The following is a 17,496-nucleotide window of genomic DNA, read 5'->3' as shown; positions in this document are numbered from 1 at the left end:
TGGCTATTTCCCAACCACGGCTTCTTTTTTGAGGGTGGTTAATTTTTTACTATCACTGAGTGCGAGCTGAATGGGGTCATACATGCACTCAACCTTAGCGGCTGGTGCCGTGGCTGTGCCCGCTGTTGTGACTCGTGCCAGATAGGAAACAGTGCGGGTGCCACCACTCCATGAGCGATTCACAAAGAAGGATGCTCGATCCGAACGCAGTTCCTTGTGGTTGATGCTCCATTGGTAATCAGAGTTACCTTTGAACTTGGAACTCTGGCTGGCGAAATCGTTGTTTACGGCTTCGAACAGTGAAGGCAGACGATCCTCAATCACGACATACTCCAAAGCTGTGGAGAATGTGATATCGAGACTGATCTTGACCAGATCTCCTACTTGTGGTTCTCCTAACGGCTGGGTTTTTCCATCGGGCAGTAAGCGCTCGTAGCGGCGGATGATAGACATGCCGCTGTATCCGCGTGGCCCAGTTGGTGCCAACTCAGGTTTTGCACTGAGTTTGATATTGGTGTGCGCGGTATTGTCGCTGCTGGCGATCAGCTTAAGCCCTTCCTGCAAGGGCAGGCGGATTGACTTCGTAGGTGTCTGTTTGTTCAGAGTAATGGTTTGAGTTTCTCCATTGTTGACGATCTGTATGGTCGAAGGCTTGCGATCTTTTTCCACGTTGCGGGCATAGGAGGCCATGGCCTGGAGTGCCCATGAGTTACCCCATGTGGTGCGCCAGTGACCATAGGGGTTTCTATTTCCTAACATTGCCTTCATCGAGGTATGAACGCGCTGATCTGTCGGCTCAATTTCAGACCATGCGAGCACTTGCATCGCTTCGTCTGAATGGTATCGCATCCAGTGTTTCGTTTCCTCACGGGGTTGGATATTTTCGAGCAACGATAGCGCGGTTGCTTTGTTGGCATCGGTGTCACCGGAGCTATGAATGGCGAGTGCCAGGAAGCAACGGGCCGTTGGAGTGAGTTTATCACGATCGTCTAACATTTTGTTCTGCAAGGCGACCTCGGGTTTTCCAGCCAGAGCCAGGACATAGAGAGTGCGAGCACGAGTTTCCTCATTCCAGCTGCGATATCTGCTGCGGGAGTCGAGGTCTTTTTTAACCGTCGTGGCCATCCATGCGGTAAGCTTTTCGAGTGCGGAGTCAGGGACGTTGGCACCGTTCCGTTTGGCGAAGATCAGGCCCATTCCTCCGTATGCGGTTGCCCAGTCAGTGGCTTCTTTGCCACCGGGCCAGTAGGCGAGGCCTCCGTCGCGAGTTTGCATGGTGAGTAGTCGGTCAGCACCGATTTGTATCGCCTTGGAAATATCGCCCTCAGCTTTGCCGGTGAACCCTGGAACGACGGCTTTCAGATCACGCACGGCAAACCACGGCATCAGGGATGATGTGGTTTGTTCAACGCATCCATATGGATAGTGCAGCAGGAAATCAGCAGCGCCTGCGGCTTCGAGTAGCAAGGAATTTGAAAACTCCAGCTCAAGGTGACCTCTGCCTCCAAGTAGTTCGGGATCCATTCCTTTGAGTAGATCACTGCGGTGATTGCTATTCATCGTGATGAACTGCACCTGGCGCATCGTAGGCACAGGGTAGGTGACTTCAAATTTGCTCTCAGCTTTATCAGAAAGATCCTTGGCTAATACCGGAGTCAGTTGTTCGCCTCCTTCGAGTTTCACTGGCACCGCTGACCAGACCCAGCGTGCGGTTCCGGTATTGGCAAATTGGACGTCGAAGTAAACCGTGGAGGCATCGCCAGGTTTGAGACTGATGGTTTTCGACATCGTATTGCCCCCTGTGCTAGTCAGTGTGCCAGTCGTGGGCTGGGTGATGCTACCGGTTTCGAGGGAGATCTCCCAAGTTCCTTCAAACTTGGAATTGTTCTGCACTAAAACCTTGGGTGAAAGCCGATCACCTTCGCTGGCATAACGCGGCGTTCCCGGTTCTAACATCAGCGGTTTATTGACTGTGTAGTCGGTAGTTTGGTGACCAAATTTCTTCGCCCCATGCATCGCGATTGCCATCACACGGTAGCGCGTGAGGGTGTCGGGGTTGGCGATGGTGACTTTGAATTTGCCATCATCATCAGTGGTGACTGTTGGAACCCATGCAGCACATGGATTGAAGTCGCTACGGACTTTGACGTCATCTGCAATGCCACCAGCGGAAAACGGATCTGCATCACCACCTCCGATGGTGAAGCCTTTGTTGCCAAAATTACGATCATCAGGATTCTCCGCAAGGAAAGTTGAGAAGGATGTGCCGCATTGAACTAACAGAGGCCGGGGCGCATGGAAAAAGTCCATCAGGTTAGGCGTCTTATAGCCAGCAACAGCCAGTGTGCCCTCGTCTTCGGCGTAGAACACAACTTCGGCACCTGCAGCTGGTGATCCGTCTGACATCATGACGGTGCCGGTAACCTCAGTTTTTTCTCCCGGGCGGTGTTGACTGCCGACGACTTCGAGGCCGACTTTGAGTCGGTCTTTAACATTGGTGACATTGAGGGTGCAATAGCCTAACTTGAGCACGGGCTCTTTATGTTTACGTGGGCTGGCAGCGGCTCCGCGAATGACGACTACAGAGACGTAGGCATTGGGCGCATCCATGTCTGTGAGAGGTAATTCAATCACTGGATTATCCGCTTTGAGTTCACGACGGTATTCGCGGTGGACGCCAGCGCGCTCCACGGTAACGAGAGCTGTGCCCTCGATAGGTGTCATTACCAATAATCGGGCTGTGTCGCCTGGCAGGTAACGTTTTTTTTCGGGCACGAGTTTGATTTTCATACCGTCTTGCACTGCCCATGGGTATTCCTTACTGCCGTAAATCCAGAGAGTGCTGGCGGTGGAAAATGTATGGCCGTCTTTGTCTGTACCTTTGAGGGTGACGAGATGTTTACCTGCGTGCTCAGGGATGAAGGGTAGGGTGTTGGCTTTGTCGGGATCGATGGTGATTTCCTGTTCGCTGACGACTTCGGTCTTTTTGGTGTTTTTGACCGATACTTTGCCGTCGGTTGATTTGATCTTCACTGCCTCGTTATACTCACGTTCGATGACCGCGGTTATCTTCAGAGCATCCTTACGAGGCTCTCCTTTGGTATCGACGGCGATCAACTCTAGAGCTGGAGCTTCTCCTACCCGGATCAGCCGATCGATGCGGGAAATTCCGACGTAGGTGTCAGCTGGGTGGACGGTGGTTTTTGTTTTGGTGGTTAGAGTCTGGTCACGTGAGTCGGTGATTTCAGAGTGAAGGTCAACGACGAGTGGGGTGGGGAAGGTCAGCTTTGGCAAGTCGAAGGAAATGTTGCCCTTGCCGTTGTCGTCGAGCTGACTTTTACCATTTTTATCCGAGCTGCCTCGGTGAGTGCTGTCGTCATTGTATCCAAAATAGTGGCTCCAATACCACGGGTCATAGCGGCGATGATCGCCAAAGTAGTAGTTGCGGAATTTTTCCGGATAGAAACCCGTCTGGGTGGCATCGAAATACCAAGCAACGGTGCCATTCTTGACCGGTTGTCCTTGGTAGTAGTTGGCCTCGAGGTTCAAGGTGATGTTTTCTGCGCCAATCTCTGGCTCCGTGATGTTAGAACTGACTTCATAAGCGTTACGACGGAATTCCTGCACATTGAAACGGTGGCTGAAAATACGGTGTTGGTCGGTAATCCAGCTATCTTCTTTGGCATGAGCAGGATCTTCAGGGAAGACGAGCTTGGCAGTAAAATTCCCAACAGTTTCTGCAGGAAGTTTGAGGGTGTAGTCGAAGGTGCCGTTGGCCGATAGAGTAATTTCCTGATCGACTAACACCCGAGAAGCACTGTCACTGATAACTAACTGCGCTGTTTTTCCGGGGTTGAGTTCGATCTGGTTGTCGAGGTAACGGCGGGCGACTCCCTTGAGCTGGACAGTTTCTCCAGGACGATAGAGATTCCGATCGGTAAACATCGTGGCTGTGCGTTTCCAGCCTTTGAGATGGTTCCAATCGATGTTCACCGGAAATCTCCAAAGTGCGAGTGTATCGAGGGTGTTATCAAATGGAATGATGTAACAATCCTTCTCCAATGTGGCACGCAGATGTCGAGCCGCAGCATTGCGAGGAATGCGTGCGATGCCATTTTCGTTTGTGACCGCTGTATCAGCAGCTTGAGCGTCTTCGTTGAAAACTTGCAGCTGGACATTGGCCAGTGGTTTACCTGTTAGGCAAGAGAAGGCATAGATCACAGCTTCTTCCTCATTCAATTTCCAGCACATGCCGATGTCTGTTAGCTGCACTAGTGATTGGGCGATGCGATTGCCGCCTCGGGCTTCTTCCTTAGCGACACCCTCGACGGAGACGAAGAAAGTAGTGGTCCGTTCGCCCTTAGGAAGAATCTCATTCCAGTCGAGCGAGAGATCACGTGAGGTATCGATTTTGTTATCGAGGAAAATGGTTCGGTCATAAACAGTCTGGCCGTAGATCATCGAGTAGGGCAGGGGATGCTCAGGGCTGATGTCGCTGTTGTTGTGTCCATTGCCTGTATAGTGACGGTATCCCTGCATGGTGCGGATGGCATCGTCTGGCGTTAGCTTTTTCACCCGGATTCTAACCGAGGCGATATTGACTGTTTCCAGTGCATAGAGTCGGTTACCATTGGCATATTGTGCTGAGTCATACGCGGGGAGGGCGAGACCACTGTGCAGAGTTTTGAATTCAATATCCTTGGAAATGGCCTTGTCCATGACCAAGCCATTGGAGGATGGAATGGTGGGGTTCACCGTCACCTTCCATTTGTTTTGAGCTCTGAGATCACCACTGACGATGATGGTTTTTCCCAGCTGTTTGTAGTGGGCGTTTTTGAGTTCAGGGGAAGTCCGGATCAATGCGGCTAACTGAGCCTGAGTGAGGTCGTCTGGCATCTGTGAGCTGAAATGTACGTGGATTTCTCGCGGCTTGTTAGCGGCTACATATGGGGTCACGGTTTTCAACTCAAACGGTTCGATGTTTCCAATGTAAATGCTCCGACCTTGTGGTGCGGTGGTGGTGTTCGAGGCATTGGGTAAGGTTTGGAGGGCAAAGAGATACCAGCCGTCTCCCACAGGGAGGGCATTGGCAGGTGTGACCATCAGCGCGTTGGGGATTTCCGTGTTGGGTTCCTCGCTGTGTTCGATCTTTTTCCCCGATTGGGCCGCCTTGAATCGATCTTGCCATGTTGAGCCGCGGTAGTAGCGCGACTTGATATCATCCCATGTTGCTCGGCGAACATTCGCAGCCACCATCAAGCCGGCTTTGTTTTTAAAAACAAAATACCTGGCAGCGTTTTCGGCGCTAACAGCATCATTGAAGTAAACGTAATAGCTTGGTTGCCGGGTGTAGTCAGTGGACTTGGATCGGCGGCTTGAGCCTTGGACTCGGAATGGTTCGGAGGCGATGGTTTTCAGTTTGATGGCTGGAACTTCTTTGCCATCACGATCAACCAGGCCCTTGTTCAATGAAAAGGTGTAGGTGACACCCATGGTCGGAGGTGAACTGGCTACAAAATCTGCGACGTTGGCGGATTTCCAGTGAATCTTACCCTCCAATGGAGGAGTGATCTCCAGAATGGTGTTCTCAGCGACTTGATTGACTTGGTCATCCGGGATCACGGCACGATCAAAGATGATTTGAATTTTCGATTCCGGAACGAGTCGTGTGGTGGAGACTCGCATCGTGGTGTCTGCTTTGATTCCCGTTGTGAAAAATGGGATCAGCAATGTGAGCGCAAACAAGGCGCGTAGGGGATGTTTCATTGGAGTTGAATGTTGAGGTTAAATTGGAGTGCGGAGGTTCGTCTCTGGGCTCTTTTTTTACTCGGGAGCAACCTCCTTGAGAGAAAAAGCCCATGGCTATTCTCTAATGGATACGACGTATAATTCTGAAGATATTTCAAAGATTATGCAATAAACTTCAAGAAACATGAAGGTCACAGAGGTGAACTCAGCTAATTTGGCGCATCCTTGCGCTTGCATGGGCTATCCGGCACGCTAATGTCTCGCCCGATGAATAACCAGCCGCTGAAAATCGCCGACCGAACTTTCTCCTCTCGACTGATGGCAGGCACCGGAAAGTTTGCTTCTGGCGAGCTGATGAGTGCCACTTTGGCCTCAAGTGGAACGGAAATCGTCACGGTGGCATTACGCCGTGCCGATCTCACTGGCGGAGATGATCCCCAGGCGAACATTCTGAAATTCATCGATCCGGATAAATACCTTCTGCTGCCTAACACCAGCGGAGCGATGGATGCCGATGAAGCAGTCAGGCTGGCGAGATTGGCAGTGACGGCTGGATTGCCAAAGTGGGTGAAGCTGGAAATCCACCCCGACCCCACCTACTTGCTACCCGATCCGATCGAAACTCTCAAAGCTGCCGAAATTCTCGTCAAAGAAGGATTCACCGTCCTGCCCTACATCAATGCCGATCCGGTTCTGGCGAAACGTTTACAAGAGGTCGGCACTGCGGCAGTGATGCCGCTTGGAGCTCCAATTGGATCTAACAAAGGTGTCGTCACCCGTGATCAAATCCGTATTATCATCGATCAGGCCATCGTCCCCGTCGTAGTAGATGCTGGCCTAGGCGTTCCCAGCCATGCTGCCGAAGCCATGGAATTAGGTGCCGATGCGGTTCTTGTGAATACGGCCATGGCCATTGCCTCTGATCCTATGCGCATGGGTGAGGCATTCAAATTGGCTGTAGAAGCTGGTCGCGCCGCCTATGAAATGGGGCTTCCTGAAATTATCGATCACGCATCAGCCACGAGCCCACTGACAGGTTTCCTGGATTGATGCTCGCCACACAGGAGGGCAACACGAAAAAGCCGCCCTTTCTGGTGAAAGGACGGCTGATAAGTTGATTTGCGGGTTTGGGATTAGCTGGCTGCCTGTAACAGCTTAGTCTCGGCATGGTGCCAATCGCCAACAGCATCGCCGTAGATGCCTTTTTCGACACGCTCCTTATAATTGAGGTATGCGGTCAAGCGGACTTCCTCAGTGCTCGGCTGAGGAGCTGACACTGCGGGAGTTTCTTTAATAGTGCTGGTGGTAGCGGCTTTAGCCTTGCTAACCTTCTTGGCTGCCTTCTTCGCCACTTTTTTCACAGCTGCCTTCTTCGCTGTTTTTTTGGTGGTGGCTGTTTTCGTAGTTTTCTTAGCCGCTTTTTTCACGGCTTTCTTGGCAACTTTTTTGGTGGCCTTCTTGGCAGTTTTTTTAGCTGCTTTGGTCACGGCTTTTTTAGCTGTCTTTTTAACAGCCGATTTTTTGGCAACCTTCTTGGTTGTAGTTTTGGATGGTTTTTTTGGCATTGGTATAAATTGGGTTGGTTAGCAGCATGCGTCCTGCGAGTGCGAGCAAGCAATGCACGTGCCACTTGCCTCCGAATTGGTAAACTGTCAACGATGGCGAAATGTATATTTCGTCATCAATATTGTAGCTAGGTGAACCCCAAATAGGCGACGGAACGAGCTCTGATGCGAACATTTCTCGGGCAGCAAGTTACACAAGCGTGTAGATCAGGGTGGGTGGCTGTGTTAGTTGTTCATCTACAGTGAGATGTGGGGTTGGTCAGGAGTCGGGTGTCAGGAGACAGGAGACAGGAGACAGGAGACAGGACTCGCCTTTCCCCAACGGGGAAATTCATACCAGCTTGGGGAGAATCCCCAAGAAACAGACACATATCGAGCATCCTTGGCTGAAGGCCAAGTTCATAGACCGGAGTCCGTGGCCTCGAGTTACCTGAAAACATCGCCACCTCACCACTCGCTCAACGCAACCGTTCCACCAACATAGGCACCGTCTCACTCGCCTTACCGATGATATGCTCATCAAAAAGAGGAGACTGCTCAGTGCCATCGAGATTCACCTCTATGGTCTTTGCCCCGTGGTGTTTCGCCACCTCCGCAAATCCGGCTGCCGGATAAACCACACCCGACGTGCCAATGGCAATAAACACATCCGCCTCAATGAGTTTTTCCTGAATCTCATCCATAAAAAACGGAATCTCACCGAACCAGACAATGTGCGGCCGCATCCGACCCTCACTGCCGCAGTTGGCACAGACACAATCATACGTCAGGCTCCCCGTGCACGGACTCACCACTTCACAAGACGCACAGCGTTTTTTCAATAACTCTCCATGCATGTGAATCACATCACGGCATCCGGCCCGCTCATGGAGATCATCCACATTCTGCGTCACCAGCGTCAGATGTTCCCCGAAGTGTTCCTGCAGCCTCGCCAGCGCCGCATGCGCCGCATTAGGCTCCACCGTAGCCAGCTGCTCGCGCCGCATATTGTAAAAATGATGCACCAGCTCCGGATCCACCGCAAAAGCCCCCGGCGTCGCTACATCCTCCACCTTGTGCCCCTCCCATAATCCACCCGCATCGCGAAACGTCTTCAGCCCAGACTCCGCCGAAATACCGGCACCTGTTAGGATAAAGATGTTTTTCATAAATTGAACCACGGAGACGGCGGCAATCACGGAAAGTTGCCAAGCTGATGAAACATTGGGTAACCGCGAAATACGCTAAATACGCGAAAGGAATTTGGGATAAAAACCGAGCAAAGAACAGAAGAATATAAATAGCTCAGCATCGTTATGCGAATCAGCATCCCCAGGCTTCATCAGCCAAGAAAACTTTCGCGTATTTAGCGGTTTAAAAAGAATAATCAACCCAAGCAACTTCCGTGAATTCCGATTATTCCGTGGTTCAAAAAAACTAACCAGCCTTCGCCATCAATTTCTCCTTCACCTTGAGGGTCACGATTTCCAAGATCATCTTACCCACCACGATCAAAAACAGCAGAATGAAAGGGGAGTCCTGCGCCATAGAGATCGCCGCACCTGCAAGGATCGCGATGTGCACGACCACGATATGCCCGTATGGCGTGAACATCATCGCATGGGCGGTGGCCGTTTTCCTGTTTTCGCTCATCAGATAGTTTTTCACGAAATCAATGCCGTGAGTCACTAGCATCACAGCAGTGCCCGTCAGCACGCCACTGGTAATCAGTCCGTGATCCATCATGGTTTTGAAAGGAAAGAAACCCGTACCATTCCCCGCGCCCAAAATCATCAGAATAAATGCGGCGTGGCCCATGCAGAACATGCCGTAATGAACCGTGAAAAATCCACAGAGAAACACCTTACCGAATGCATCTCCACATCCATTGTTAGACTGCACATTCAGCGGACTTCCTTGAGCATCCAGAGTGCCGCCACCCGCGCCACCGCCAGCCGTAATCATCTTCACCAAGGTCCAGAAACCGATCACCAGATTCTCCGTCCAATAAAGCAGCACCACATTCGCCAAATCCCACTCCCACCACAGCACCCCGAACAACGGAATCAGGTTGGAAACAAAAATAAGCACCAGAGAACTCCTCTTCTCCGGCAGCATCCCCATCATACTCAACTTCCCATCCATGAATGCGCATTTCATAGCAGCTTTCAAAAACGAAACAAGCAACGCCGAACCTCAAATATTATCCAGTCTCCACACTCCCGGAAATCTAATCCCCAAACCGACCCACAGCCCCAAGCAAACTTTCGCGTCATTAGCGTATCTAGCGGTCTAAATCGAGTAAGCAACCCAAGCAACTTCCGTGTATTCCGTCCCTTCGGTGGTTAAAAATGAGTAATCAACCCAAGCAATAATTCGCCCAATTAGCCAAATTCGCGGTCAAAATTGAATAGTCATCCCAAGCCCTCAATTGCCATTTGGAGTTTAAACATTAGCGGCTAAAATAGATCAGTGGCCGATATCTTTTCCAAAGAGAAACGCAGCTGGGTGATGTCGCAAATTCGCGGCAAGAACACCAAGCCGGAACGACTCGTTCGCTCCTTACTACACCGGCAAGGCTACCGCTTCACCATCAACGCCACCAACAACAAAAAGCTCCCCGGAAAACCCGACATCGTGCTGCCGAAATACCACACCGTGATCTTCGTCCACGGCTGCTTCTGGCACGGCCACCCCGATTGCCCAAGCTTCCGAATCCCCAAGACCCGACCCGATTTCTGGCAGGAAAAAATCACCAAAAACCGCGACCGAGACCAAACCGCCGCCACGCAGCTCCGCAAAGCCGGATGGAACGTAGTCACCATCTGGGAATGCGAACTCAGAAACCTGGAAAAAATCCAAACTCTCAACCGCCGACTCCCATACCTAATCGAACAAAAACCGATGGAATACCGCTTCACAGAAAACACCTGTGAACTCCCGATGGTGGCTGAGGAGGAAGGGTGGTATGAGGGGGATCGGTAGACAGTGGGCAGTAGTCGGTTATTAGTGGTCAGAATCTTCCGCCCCAAAGAGGCCATCTAACGCAGCCTAGGGCATCGCCCTAGGTCTCCGCCCGCCACCGAATCGAGCCCCACAGGGGCGGTCTAACATGCCGAATCATTGTGGTCTGACACGGGCCAATTCCTTACCTGAATTCATGACGTCAATCGTTTCACAGCGTCGAGCAAGGCACTGTTCAGCGGTTGAACACGCAGATCGATGGGGGCAAAAACACCGTTCTCCATCAGAATAATATTTCCTCGGTGAGTATCGGATACCACCAGCTCTCGTGTGGGATCGAAATAGGCGATATCACCTTCGATTTTGAAACGTTTCCATCCTGATTCTGCAAAAAACTGATGAATTTGCTCATCGCTGGCAGGTTGTCCTTTGATCGCAGGTTGTCGAATCACCATCCTCAAACCAGCGACCGTGTCTAACGCTCCGACAAATTCCACAGAGTCACCGAACAGTTCGTTGTGTAGCATCCAGCGTTCCAAATAATCAATGGGAGACGCTTGTGGCTCCTCGTCATGCCGGTGCACTTCGAGCATGCCAAAATGATCGGGCCAAGTGGTCTTGAGAAAACATGCTACAGAAGGCTGAAACCAAACTTGGTGTTCATTACCCTCGTCATCTGGTGCCGTGGCTAACTCTCGCGGCGTTTCTTCGAGGATGAGTCCTCCGGCTTTGGCGAACTCACGGAAGATGGCGAGTTCTTCGAAGTAATTGGTAGAACCTGCTTGAAGGCGCGAAGCTGCTTTGCAGCGTCCTCTGAACTACGTAACAAGTGTTGAGAACGTGACTCCCGAATCAGAATCGCTTGGTCCATGGGATGACATTACGTTTTATGGCGGAAAAATCAAAGTGAAAAGTAGAGGTCTTACTGTGAGTTCATATTAAACAGAACAAAGATCCGAACTGAGATTCTAGAGTTTGAACGGGTAAATTCCCAGCATGAATTCAGAACTTCGAGAGTCAGAATCTTCCGCCCCAAAGGGGCAAGCTAACGCAGCATAGGGCATCGCCCTAGGTCTCCGACCGTCACCACTGAGTCAAGCCCCACGGGGGCGGCCTAACAATCGGCAGTGGCAGAAGGTCTGAAGACCAGCACTGCGTCTAGATAATCTCATGCCACGTGCATGAAATCACTTGAATCTACTTTAAACCTCGCGTTTACCTTCGGGTTGAGCTGTCAAGGATTCCTTGACAGTTGCCAAGGTGATGAGTTTTCAGCCCTCGAAACTGCCCTTCGGATGAAGGCTAACGTTGTCCTGACTGACAGCAAAAAACTCCAGCAAGGTGGCTGAAGGGGAAAGGCTCGTATGTGAATGACCCATAACCGTGATTCGTATTCTTCCGCCCCAAGGGGGCAATCCAACGCAGCCTAGGGCCATCGCCCTAGGTCTCCGTCCGCCACCGAATCAAGCCCCACAGGGGCGGTCTAACTCTGACAGGATGCCCCTCTCTGGTTTGCCCGTTGTAGGTGGATTAGTGTAGGGGGTGATGGCATTCGATATTACACAAAGGTGATACTTATAGTCCGTGGACTGTAAAGTATCATCTGCGCCATGCTACCTTTGTGAATATCAAAGAAGCCAGCCTAGTAAAGCTAGGTAAGAATATACGTAGAATTAGGGAATCGAAAGGGTTGTCGCAAGAGGACCTGGCACTAGAGGCTGGTCTTGATCGAACATACGTAGGTGGCGTTGAGAGAGGCGAACGGAATCCTACAATTACTTCGGCTTTGAAGATCGCGAAGGCTCTGAACACAACCTTGAGCGTTATTACGGAAGGAGTCGGAAATGATTAAAGCTCCTTCATATGAAGAACTGAAAAGCCTGCTGCTCGAATCAGATCATTTGAAATCAAATGAGGATGCTGGAGCAATTGTCTGTCACTTACTTCGAGAGCCAAACACTTGCCCCCCCAAGCTGAAGAAACCCAACTACAAAGGGCTGATATCTGTAATCCAAGGTTATTTAGCAGAGTTCGAGGGTCGGCTTTGCAGCGGGGATGGACAGATTGCCCTAGATTTTGGGGATCGTCCGTCAAATTTTCAGCCCCCAGAAACCCCAGCGTTTAAATTCATAGATCTTTTCGCCGGTATCGGCGGCTTTCGCCTAGCTTTTCAACAGGCTGGTGGAGAATGCGTGTTTACTAGCGAATGGGATAGGTTCGCAAAGCAAACTTACGAACGAAACTTTGGAGAAGTTCCATACGGCGACATTACACAAATTTCCGAGAAAGAAATACCCATGCACGATGTTCTTTGTGCTGGATTTCCTTGTCAGCCATTCTCTCTCGCGGGAGTCTCCAAGAAAAATTCGTTAGGTAAAAAGCATGGGTTTGATGACGAAACACAAGGAACCCTGTTCTTCGATATTAAACGAATCATCAAACATTGCCGGCCAAAAGCATTCATGCTCGAGAATGTGAAAAATTTACTATCTCATGACAAAGGAAAGACATTTGAAGTAATCAGGAAAACACTGGTCGATGAATTGGGTTATGTAATTCGCTGGAAAATAGTTAATGGTGCTAATTGGGTCCCTCAGAATCGGCAGCGTATATTTATAGTAGGCTATGATCCTGACCAGGTGACCATTGAGATAGATGATATAATTATTCCTACTGATCCTCCCGCAAATTATAAATACCCAGAATTGAGTAAGATTATAAGTAAAAACGTTGAAGGTCATACTTTGGGACCGGGAACTTGGGACACCCTCATACGGCACAAAGCAAACCATGCCAAAAAAGGTAACGGATTTGGCTATGGCATTCACACTTTCCCAATAGGGCAAGGCGAGGTGACCCGTACCATATCCGCCCGCTACCACAAGGACGGAGCTGAAATACTTGTGGAGCAGAATGGCGATCGACCACGTCGCTTAACCGTTAAAGAAGCCATGCAGCTACAGGGATACGATCCAAAGAAGTTTGTTTTTCCTGTTTCAAATACGCAAGCATACCGACAAATAGGAAACAGTGTCGCCGTTCCTGCTGTTCAGGCGACTGCTATGCAAATTGCTGAAATTCTTAACACGAGGAGCATCTAAACGTTATGCATGAACTCAAAGGTAAATCATTTACTGAGTATTTGGAGATTCTTAATACCGAGGGCTACAAGTGGATTGCTAAGCGGCTATCTGGTAACGACACCGGCCTTACAGGAGGTCATCAAGCTGGAGTTTACTTCCCTAGAATGTTTTTCGAAAAATTCATTCCTGAGGTAAATACAACTGAGTGCCATAATCCGAGAGTCAATTTTCCGTGCTACATGCCACAATGTGATATAAAAACTGACCTCCGAGCTATCTATTACAATTCGAAGCATTTCCCTGAAAAAGGCTTAAAGAAAAAATACGACGAATTCCGTCTTACAGGTTGGGGTGGTGCTGAAGCTCCGGCCCAGAACTCAGAAAATACTGGATGCATATTAATATTTGCAGTCAAGAAAAGGGAGGCAGGCTATCAAGCTGTTGCCCTAGTGGCCGAGTCTAAAGAAGAAGATAAATTTTTTGAAGAATGGTTGGGAGAACCTGTGGATCCGGGCTCTTTTTATGATTCTGATAGACACCTCACATTTAATCACAGCTCTGAGGATCAGCACGCTGAAATCCCTCGTGAATGGTTAGATGAGTTTCCTACTGGCCGTAAAATATATGAACACATTGTTGAGTTATTACCTCATGCCGAGAGATCCGGATCATTAGACCGTTTACTACTTCAGCGTAGAGCTAAGGAATTTGAATTATTTGAAATAATCGAAAAATTTCATGTTCAGCCACACTTAAAAGAGGGATTTGAGACACTAGATAAGTTTTTGTCATTAGCTCTGTCCGTGGCCAATCGAAGAAAATCCAGATCTGGCATGTCACTTGAATTAAATTTAGAATCTATATTCAAAGAGGAGCGTTTGATATTTGAAACCCAAGCAATGACGGAAACACGTAAAAAACCAGATTTCTTATTTCCTTCTGCTAGTGCATATCACGACCCTGAATTTGAACGATCAAAGTTAAAAATGCTAGCAGCCAAAACTTGCTGTAAAGATAGGTGGCGCCAAGTTCTCTCTGAGGCTAACAAAATTGAAATCAAGCATTTATTTACTCTTCAAGAAGGTGTTAGCACTAATCAACTTACAGAAATGGATCGTGGTGGACTCCAATTGGTCGTTCCTGAACCAAACCGAAAATCTTTTCCAAGAGATTGGCGAAGAAAAATACTTACTTTGGAAGAGTTTATATCGACGGTAAGACAGCAGCAACTTTTCCTGTGACGCTGAACTCGATGGGTTTTCAGACACTGGAGAGCATGATCTTTTCCTTTTAACGCAGATGAACACGGATGGACACAGATCAAGATATCCGCTCATGCGGATGACGAGATTCGGCTTTCGCGTAGTTGGCGTATTTCGCGGTTTAAAAGACTCCAAGGTTAGGCTCTAGGGTTGCCGGTGGATAGGAATGATCCACCCTCCTTATTTGCGGTCTTGTGTAAAAGCCCTTTATGAAGAATCGCGTCACTCGGAACCTAGTATGCCCTTAAGCACGCTGACATCGACACGGTCCTTTTCGCGTAGGGAGGTAGATTTCAGGCGGACGAGACTTTTTGAACCCAGATAAGGCACGAGTGCGCCGTCCGAGGTTTCAAAATGCTGAATATCATCGCGGAAGTCTTCCAAATAAAGGCCCTGCATGCGAGTGAAGATATCTACGTGACAGTTTTCCGTGGCCTCAATGACACGTATCGCTCCCTCCTCATCAGAAAAATCGTCAGGTGTCAGGCCGGCGGCAAAACCTTCACCAAAACCTGATAGTACATCGATCAACCGGAGGATGTTGTCCTTTGCCGGAGCGACGAGAATGTCGACATCTTCGGTCAGGCGCACATAGCCGTTTAGACACACAGCAATTCCCCCGACGGTGGTAAACTCAACGTCATTCTGGACGAGGAGCACCAACAGTTTTTCGAATGATGATTCGATCGGAGTCGTCATGATGTTTTTGGTTCTGACTGAATGGGCGGGCATTCTGGCGCAGACGTTCGAGCCTTTGGAATGGGGAAAGCGTTTCCAAAGGTCTGCCGACGGTTTTGCGGATGGTGCCGATATCGCTCATGATTTCTGCCGCATTCTATACCTTGCTACCAAGATCGGCAAGGAAGCATTAACATGCTCGTGTCTATCCTCTTTTGCTAATGGCCGACACTCTAGCCAACATTACGCCGAATACGTGTGACGGTTTTTTGAAGCCTGAGTTCATCCGGATTCATTCCTTTCACGCCAACACAATAATCATAAACGAGTTCCCAAGCGGCTTGTCGGCGAGCAGCACCTGAAAGTTTCTGCCACTCCTTGATTCCATACGTTCGTAAATCGTCATGGCTCGTAAATTTCTTAACAACCCAATGCGAGCGATCTTTTGTTGGAGTGGCCACAGAGTTATTGTAACAACGGTGGTATCTAAATCAATGAAGATTGTGGAAGCCAGTTAGTGGCGGGTAGATAGCCATTTTACGCGTGAACCAATAACACGATGTGAGCACTCACGTGAGAGATCAACTCTCGCTTTCGCGTAAATTCGCGTTCTTTCGCGGTTAAAAAACCTCTCTTACCAGAGCCCTAACTTACACTTTCGTCGGATCAATCTCCCGACCTCTCAGCCAGCCTGTTAGGGAAAGCCTTGGGACTTTGGCGGGGAGGACTTCGTGCCAGAAGTCGGCGCTGCGGAAGGCGATGATGGTGCCGGCGGTGGGGGCGAAGTCGATGTGGGGGCCTTGGATGCCTTGCTCTGGGGAGGTGTAGAGGCGGAGCTCGCCGCCGTCGCCTGGCTGCCAGTCGGTATTCAGGTAGGCGATGATGGTGATCTGGCGGGTGGGACAGGCCTGGTGTTGATCGAGGTGGGGTTTGTAGAAGCCGCCTACCGGATACCGCGCCAGATGTCCCTCGTAGGATTCTAAGGGAAGAAACAGGGAGCGACGCAGGTGTTCGCGGATCTGGCGCATGGCGGAGAGCCAGTGGATGACGGCCGGTGAGGGATCGACGTCTTCGAGCCAGAAGATCGAGTCCGAGCGGATTTCCGGTTTGCGATCGAGCGCGGCACCTTGGCCGACGCCGGCGAGGTGCAGGGCGTCAGCGGCTTCCTTTTCTTCAAGGATATCAATCAGCTCCACGATGGCGGAGGCGGGCATGATGTTTGGGAAATGGGCGTAGCCGGGGGCTGCGATTTGATCGGCCAGCTCATCCAGAGGGAAGCTTGGCGCAGAGAACTCGACGAGGGTGCTGAAGAGATTGATCATGAGTGGTTTGCTATCGGCAGGTATGCGGCGGTTTTGGCGGCGTGGTCAATTCAATTTTAACCGCGAATGGACGCTGATTTTCGCGAATGAAGAGATGGCTTGAGAGTTCGATTTCGCGGTCAAAGAAACGAATTCACAAGCCCTGCAAGATTCGCCAAATTCGCAAGATTTGCGGTTCAGTTATGGATTCTCCAGTTGCTTGATGAACTGATCGGCTTCCGCGATGGCGGCTTCCATTTCCTTGATCAGTCGGCTGACTTCGATGCGGGTGGTTTTCACCTGTCCTTCTAGGGAGGCGATGGCGCGGGAGTTCAGGTTGTGCTTCAGGAACAGGGAGTGGTCGCGGAATTTGCGTAGCACGGGATCGAGCGATTTCTCGGCGCGACGCATGGCGGCCATGAGCGTGGTGTAGCGGGATTGCGCGGCCTTGAGCTGTCGGGAAGACTCGGCTTTGAACTCGGGGTTTTCGTATTGTTTGATTTCCTTCTTCCATTCGCGGAAGAGGGCTTTGGAGACGTTTTCGACATCGTCGTGGCGGGACTTCACCTCGGCGGCTTGTTTCTCGGCAGAGAGGTAGGCTTTGTTGACGCGGTTGTATTGCTTCTCCAGATCGCCGCCCTTGTAGCCAGTGACGGCGATGAATTCATCGAGGGCGGAGTTAAAGACCTTCTTGGCCTCTTGCTCGCTACTTCGGGCCTTTTTGACCCGGGATACCATGATGTCGCGCTTGTGAACGCCGACTTTTTCCATCGCACCATAATAAACGGATGAGCAGGAAACGAGAATGAGAAGGGTGGGGAGGATGATGAGGCTGCGCATGGTGGAATTTAGAATTAGGAATTAGGAGTGGTGAATGTAATAGAGCGTTAGATCGGGGGAAATAGTCACTGAAATC

At 50.2% G+C, this 17,496-nt stretch carries 15 protein-coding genes; 5 read left to right on the top strand and 10 right to left on the bottom strand.

The features are described from left to right. Positions 1-3: 3 nt before the first annotated feature. Complete coding sequence (locus ACSPJT_RS02955; protein WP_435894880.1) at positions 4-5,766, bottom strand: alpha-2-macroglobulin family protein; 5,763 nt, start codon at positions 5,764-5,766, stop codon at positions 4-6. 249 nt (positions 5,767-6,015) lie between these two features. On the opposite strand from ACSPJT_RS02955, the gene ACSPJT_RS02950 reads away from it, so the two are divergent. Beyond that, positions 6,016-6,798, top strand: a complete 783-nt coding sequence (locus tag ACSPJT_RS02950; protein WP_435894879.1) for a thiazole synthase — start codon at positions 6,016-6,018, stop codon at positions 6,796-6,798. 83 nt (positions 6,799-6,881) lie between these two features. Here ACSPJT_RS02950 and ACSPJT_RS02945 read toward each other — a convergent pair whose 3' ends face one another. From ACSPJT_RS02945 to ACSPJT_RS02935, 3 genes are all read right to left on the bottom strand, one after another. After that, the gene (locus tag ACSPJT_RS02945; protein ID WP_435894878.1) at positions 6,882-7,313 is read right to left on the bottom strand and encodes a hypothetical protein; all 432 of its coding nucleotides are present in this window, start codon (positions 7,311-7,313) and stop codon (positions 6,882-6,884) included. A gap of 458 nt (positions 7,314-7,771) precedes the next feature. Continuing rightward, positions 7,772-8,461 carry an NAD-dependent deacylase gene (locus tag ACSPJT_RS02940; protein WP_435894877.1) on the bottom strand — a complete coding sequence of 230 codons (690 nt, stop codon included), beginning with the start codon at positions 8,459-8,461 and terminating at the stop codon, positions 7,772-7,774. A 268-nt stretch (positions 8,462-8,729) separates the two neighbouring features. Continuing rightward, the gene (locus tag ACSPJT_RS02935; protein ID WP_435894876.1) at positions 8,730-9,452 is read right to left on the bottom strand and encodes a DUF6498-containing protein; all 723 of its coding nucleotides are present in this window, start codon (positions 9,450-9,452) and stop codon (positions 8,730-8,732) included. Between the two features lie 312 nt (positions 9,453-9,764). Here ACSPJT_RS02935 and ACSPJT_RS02930 point away from each other — a divergent pair, with 312 nt between their 5' ends. Then, positions 9,765-10,277: a very short patch repair endonuclease gene (locus ACSPJT_RS02930; protein WP_435894875.1), complete on the top strand. Its 513-nt coding sequence runs from the start codon at positions 9,765-9,767 to the stop codon at positions 10,275-10,277. 173 nt (positions 10,278-10,450) lie between these two features. On the opposite strand, the gene ACSPJT_RS02925 is transcribed toward ACSPJT_RS02930, so the two are convergent. Next, positions 10,451-11,005, bottom strand: a complete 555-nt coding sequence (locus ACSPJT_RS02925; protein WP_435896171.1) for a hypothetical protein — start codon at positions 11,003-11,005, stop codon at positions 10,451-10,453. A gap of 872 nt (positions 11,006-11,877) precedes the next feature. Between ACSPJT_RS02925 and ACSPJT_RS02920 the strand changes: the two genes are divergently transcribed. From ACSPJT_RS02920 to ACSPJT_RS02910, 3 genes are read left to right on the top strand one after another with little or no spacing between them, the layout of a single operon-like run. Further along, the gene (locus ACSPJT_RS02920) at positions 11,878-12,108 is read left to right on the top strand and encodes a helix-turn-helix transcriptional regulator (RefSeq protein ID WP_435894874.1); all 231 of its coding nucleotides are present in this window, start codon (positions 11,878-11,880) and stop codon (positions 12,106-12,108) included. Next, the gene (gene dcm, locus ACSPJT_RS02915; protein WP_435894873.1) at positions 12,101-13,357 is read left to right on the top strand and encodes a DNA (cytosine-5-)-methyltransferase; all 1,257 of its coding nucleotides are present in this window, start codon (positions 12,101-12,103) and stop codon (positions 13,355-13,357) included. Before ACSPJT_RS02920 ends, dcm begins: the two co-directional genes overlap by 8 nt. Positions 13,358-13,362: 5 nt before the next feature. After that, the gene (locus ACSPJT_RS02910) at positions 13,363-14,580 is read left to right on the top strand and encodes a type II restriction endonuclease (protein ID WP_435894872.1); all 1,218 of its coding nucleotides are present in this window, start codon (positions 13,363-13,365) and stop codon (positions 14,578-14,580) included. 243 nt (positions 14,581-14,823) lie between these two features. On the opposite strand, the gene ACSPJT_RS02905 is transcribed toward ACSPJT_RS02910, so the two are convergent. From ACSPJT_RS02905 to ACSPJT_RS02885, 5 genes are all read right to left on the bottom strand, one after another. Then, positions 14,824-15,300: a hypothetical protein gene (locus tag ACSPJT_RS02905; protein WP_435894871.1), complete on the bottom strand. Its 477-nt coding sequence runs from the start codon at positions 15,298-15,300 to the stop codon at positions 14,824-14,826. Continuing rightward, positions 15,242-15,421, bottom strand: a complete 180-nt coding sequence (locus tag ACSPJT_RS02900; protein ID WP_435894870.1) for a hypothetical protein — start codon at positions 15,419-15,421, stop codon at positions 15,242-15,244. Before ACSPJT_RS02900 ends, ACSPJT_RS02905 begins: the two co-directional genes overlap by 59 nt. Positions 15,422-15,512: 91 nt before the next feature. Beyond that, on the bottom strand, positions 15,513-15,740 hold the full coding sequence (locus tag ACSPJT_RS02895) for a hypothetical protein (protein WP_435894869.1): 228 nt from the start codon (positions 15,738-15,740) through the stop codon (positions 15,513-15,515). A 189-nt stretch (positions 15,741-15,929) separates the two neighbouring features. Next, positions 15,930-16,601 (bottom strand): 2OG-Fe(II) oxygenase, encoded by a 672-nt coding sequence (locus ACSPJT_RS02890; RefSeq protein WP_435894868.1) that lies wholly within the window; start codon positions 16,599-16,601, stop codon positions 15,930-15,932. 180 nt (positions 16,602-16,781) lie between these two features. Continuing rightward, positions 16,782-17,420 carry a DUF2959 domain-containing protein gene (locus tag ACSPJT_RS02885; protein WP_435894867.1) on the bottom strand — a complete coding sequence of 213 codons (639 nt, stop codon included), beginning with the start codon at positions 17,418-17,420 and terminating at the stop codon, positions 16,782-16,784. Between the last annotated feature and the right edge of the window lie 76 nt (positions 17,421-17,496).

Source organism: Oceaniferula spumae (assembly GCF_042849255.1).
GTDB lineage: Bacteria > Verrucomicrobiota > Verrucomicrobiia > Verrucomicrobiales > Akkermansiaceae > Oceaniferula > Oceaniferula spumae.
This window is presented reverse-complemented; position numbering and strand designations above follow the sequence as displayed.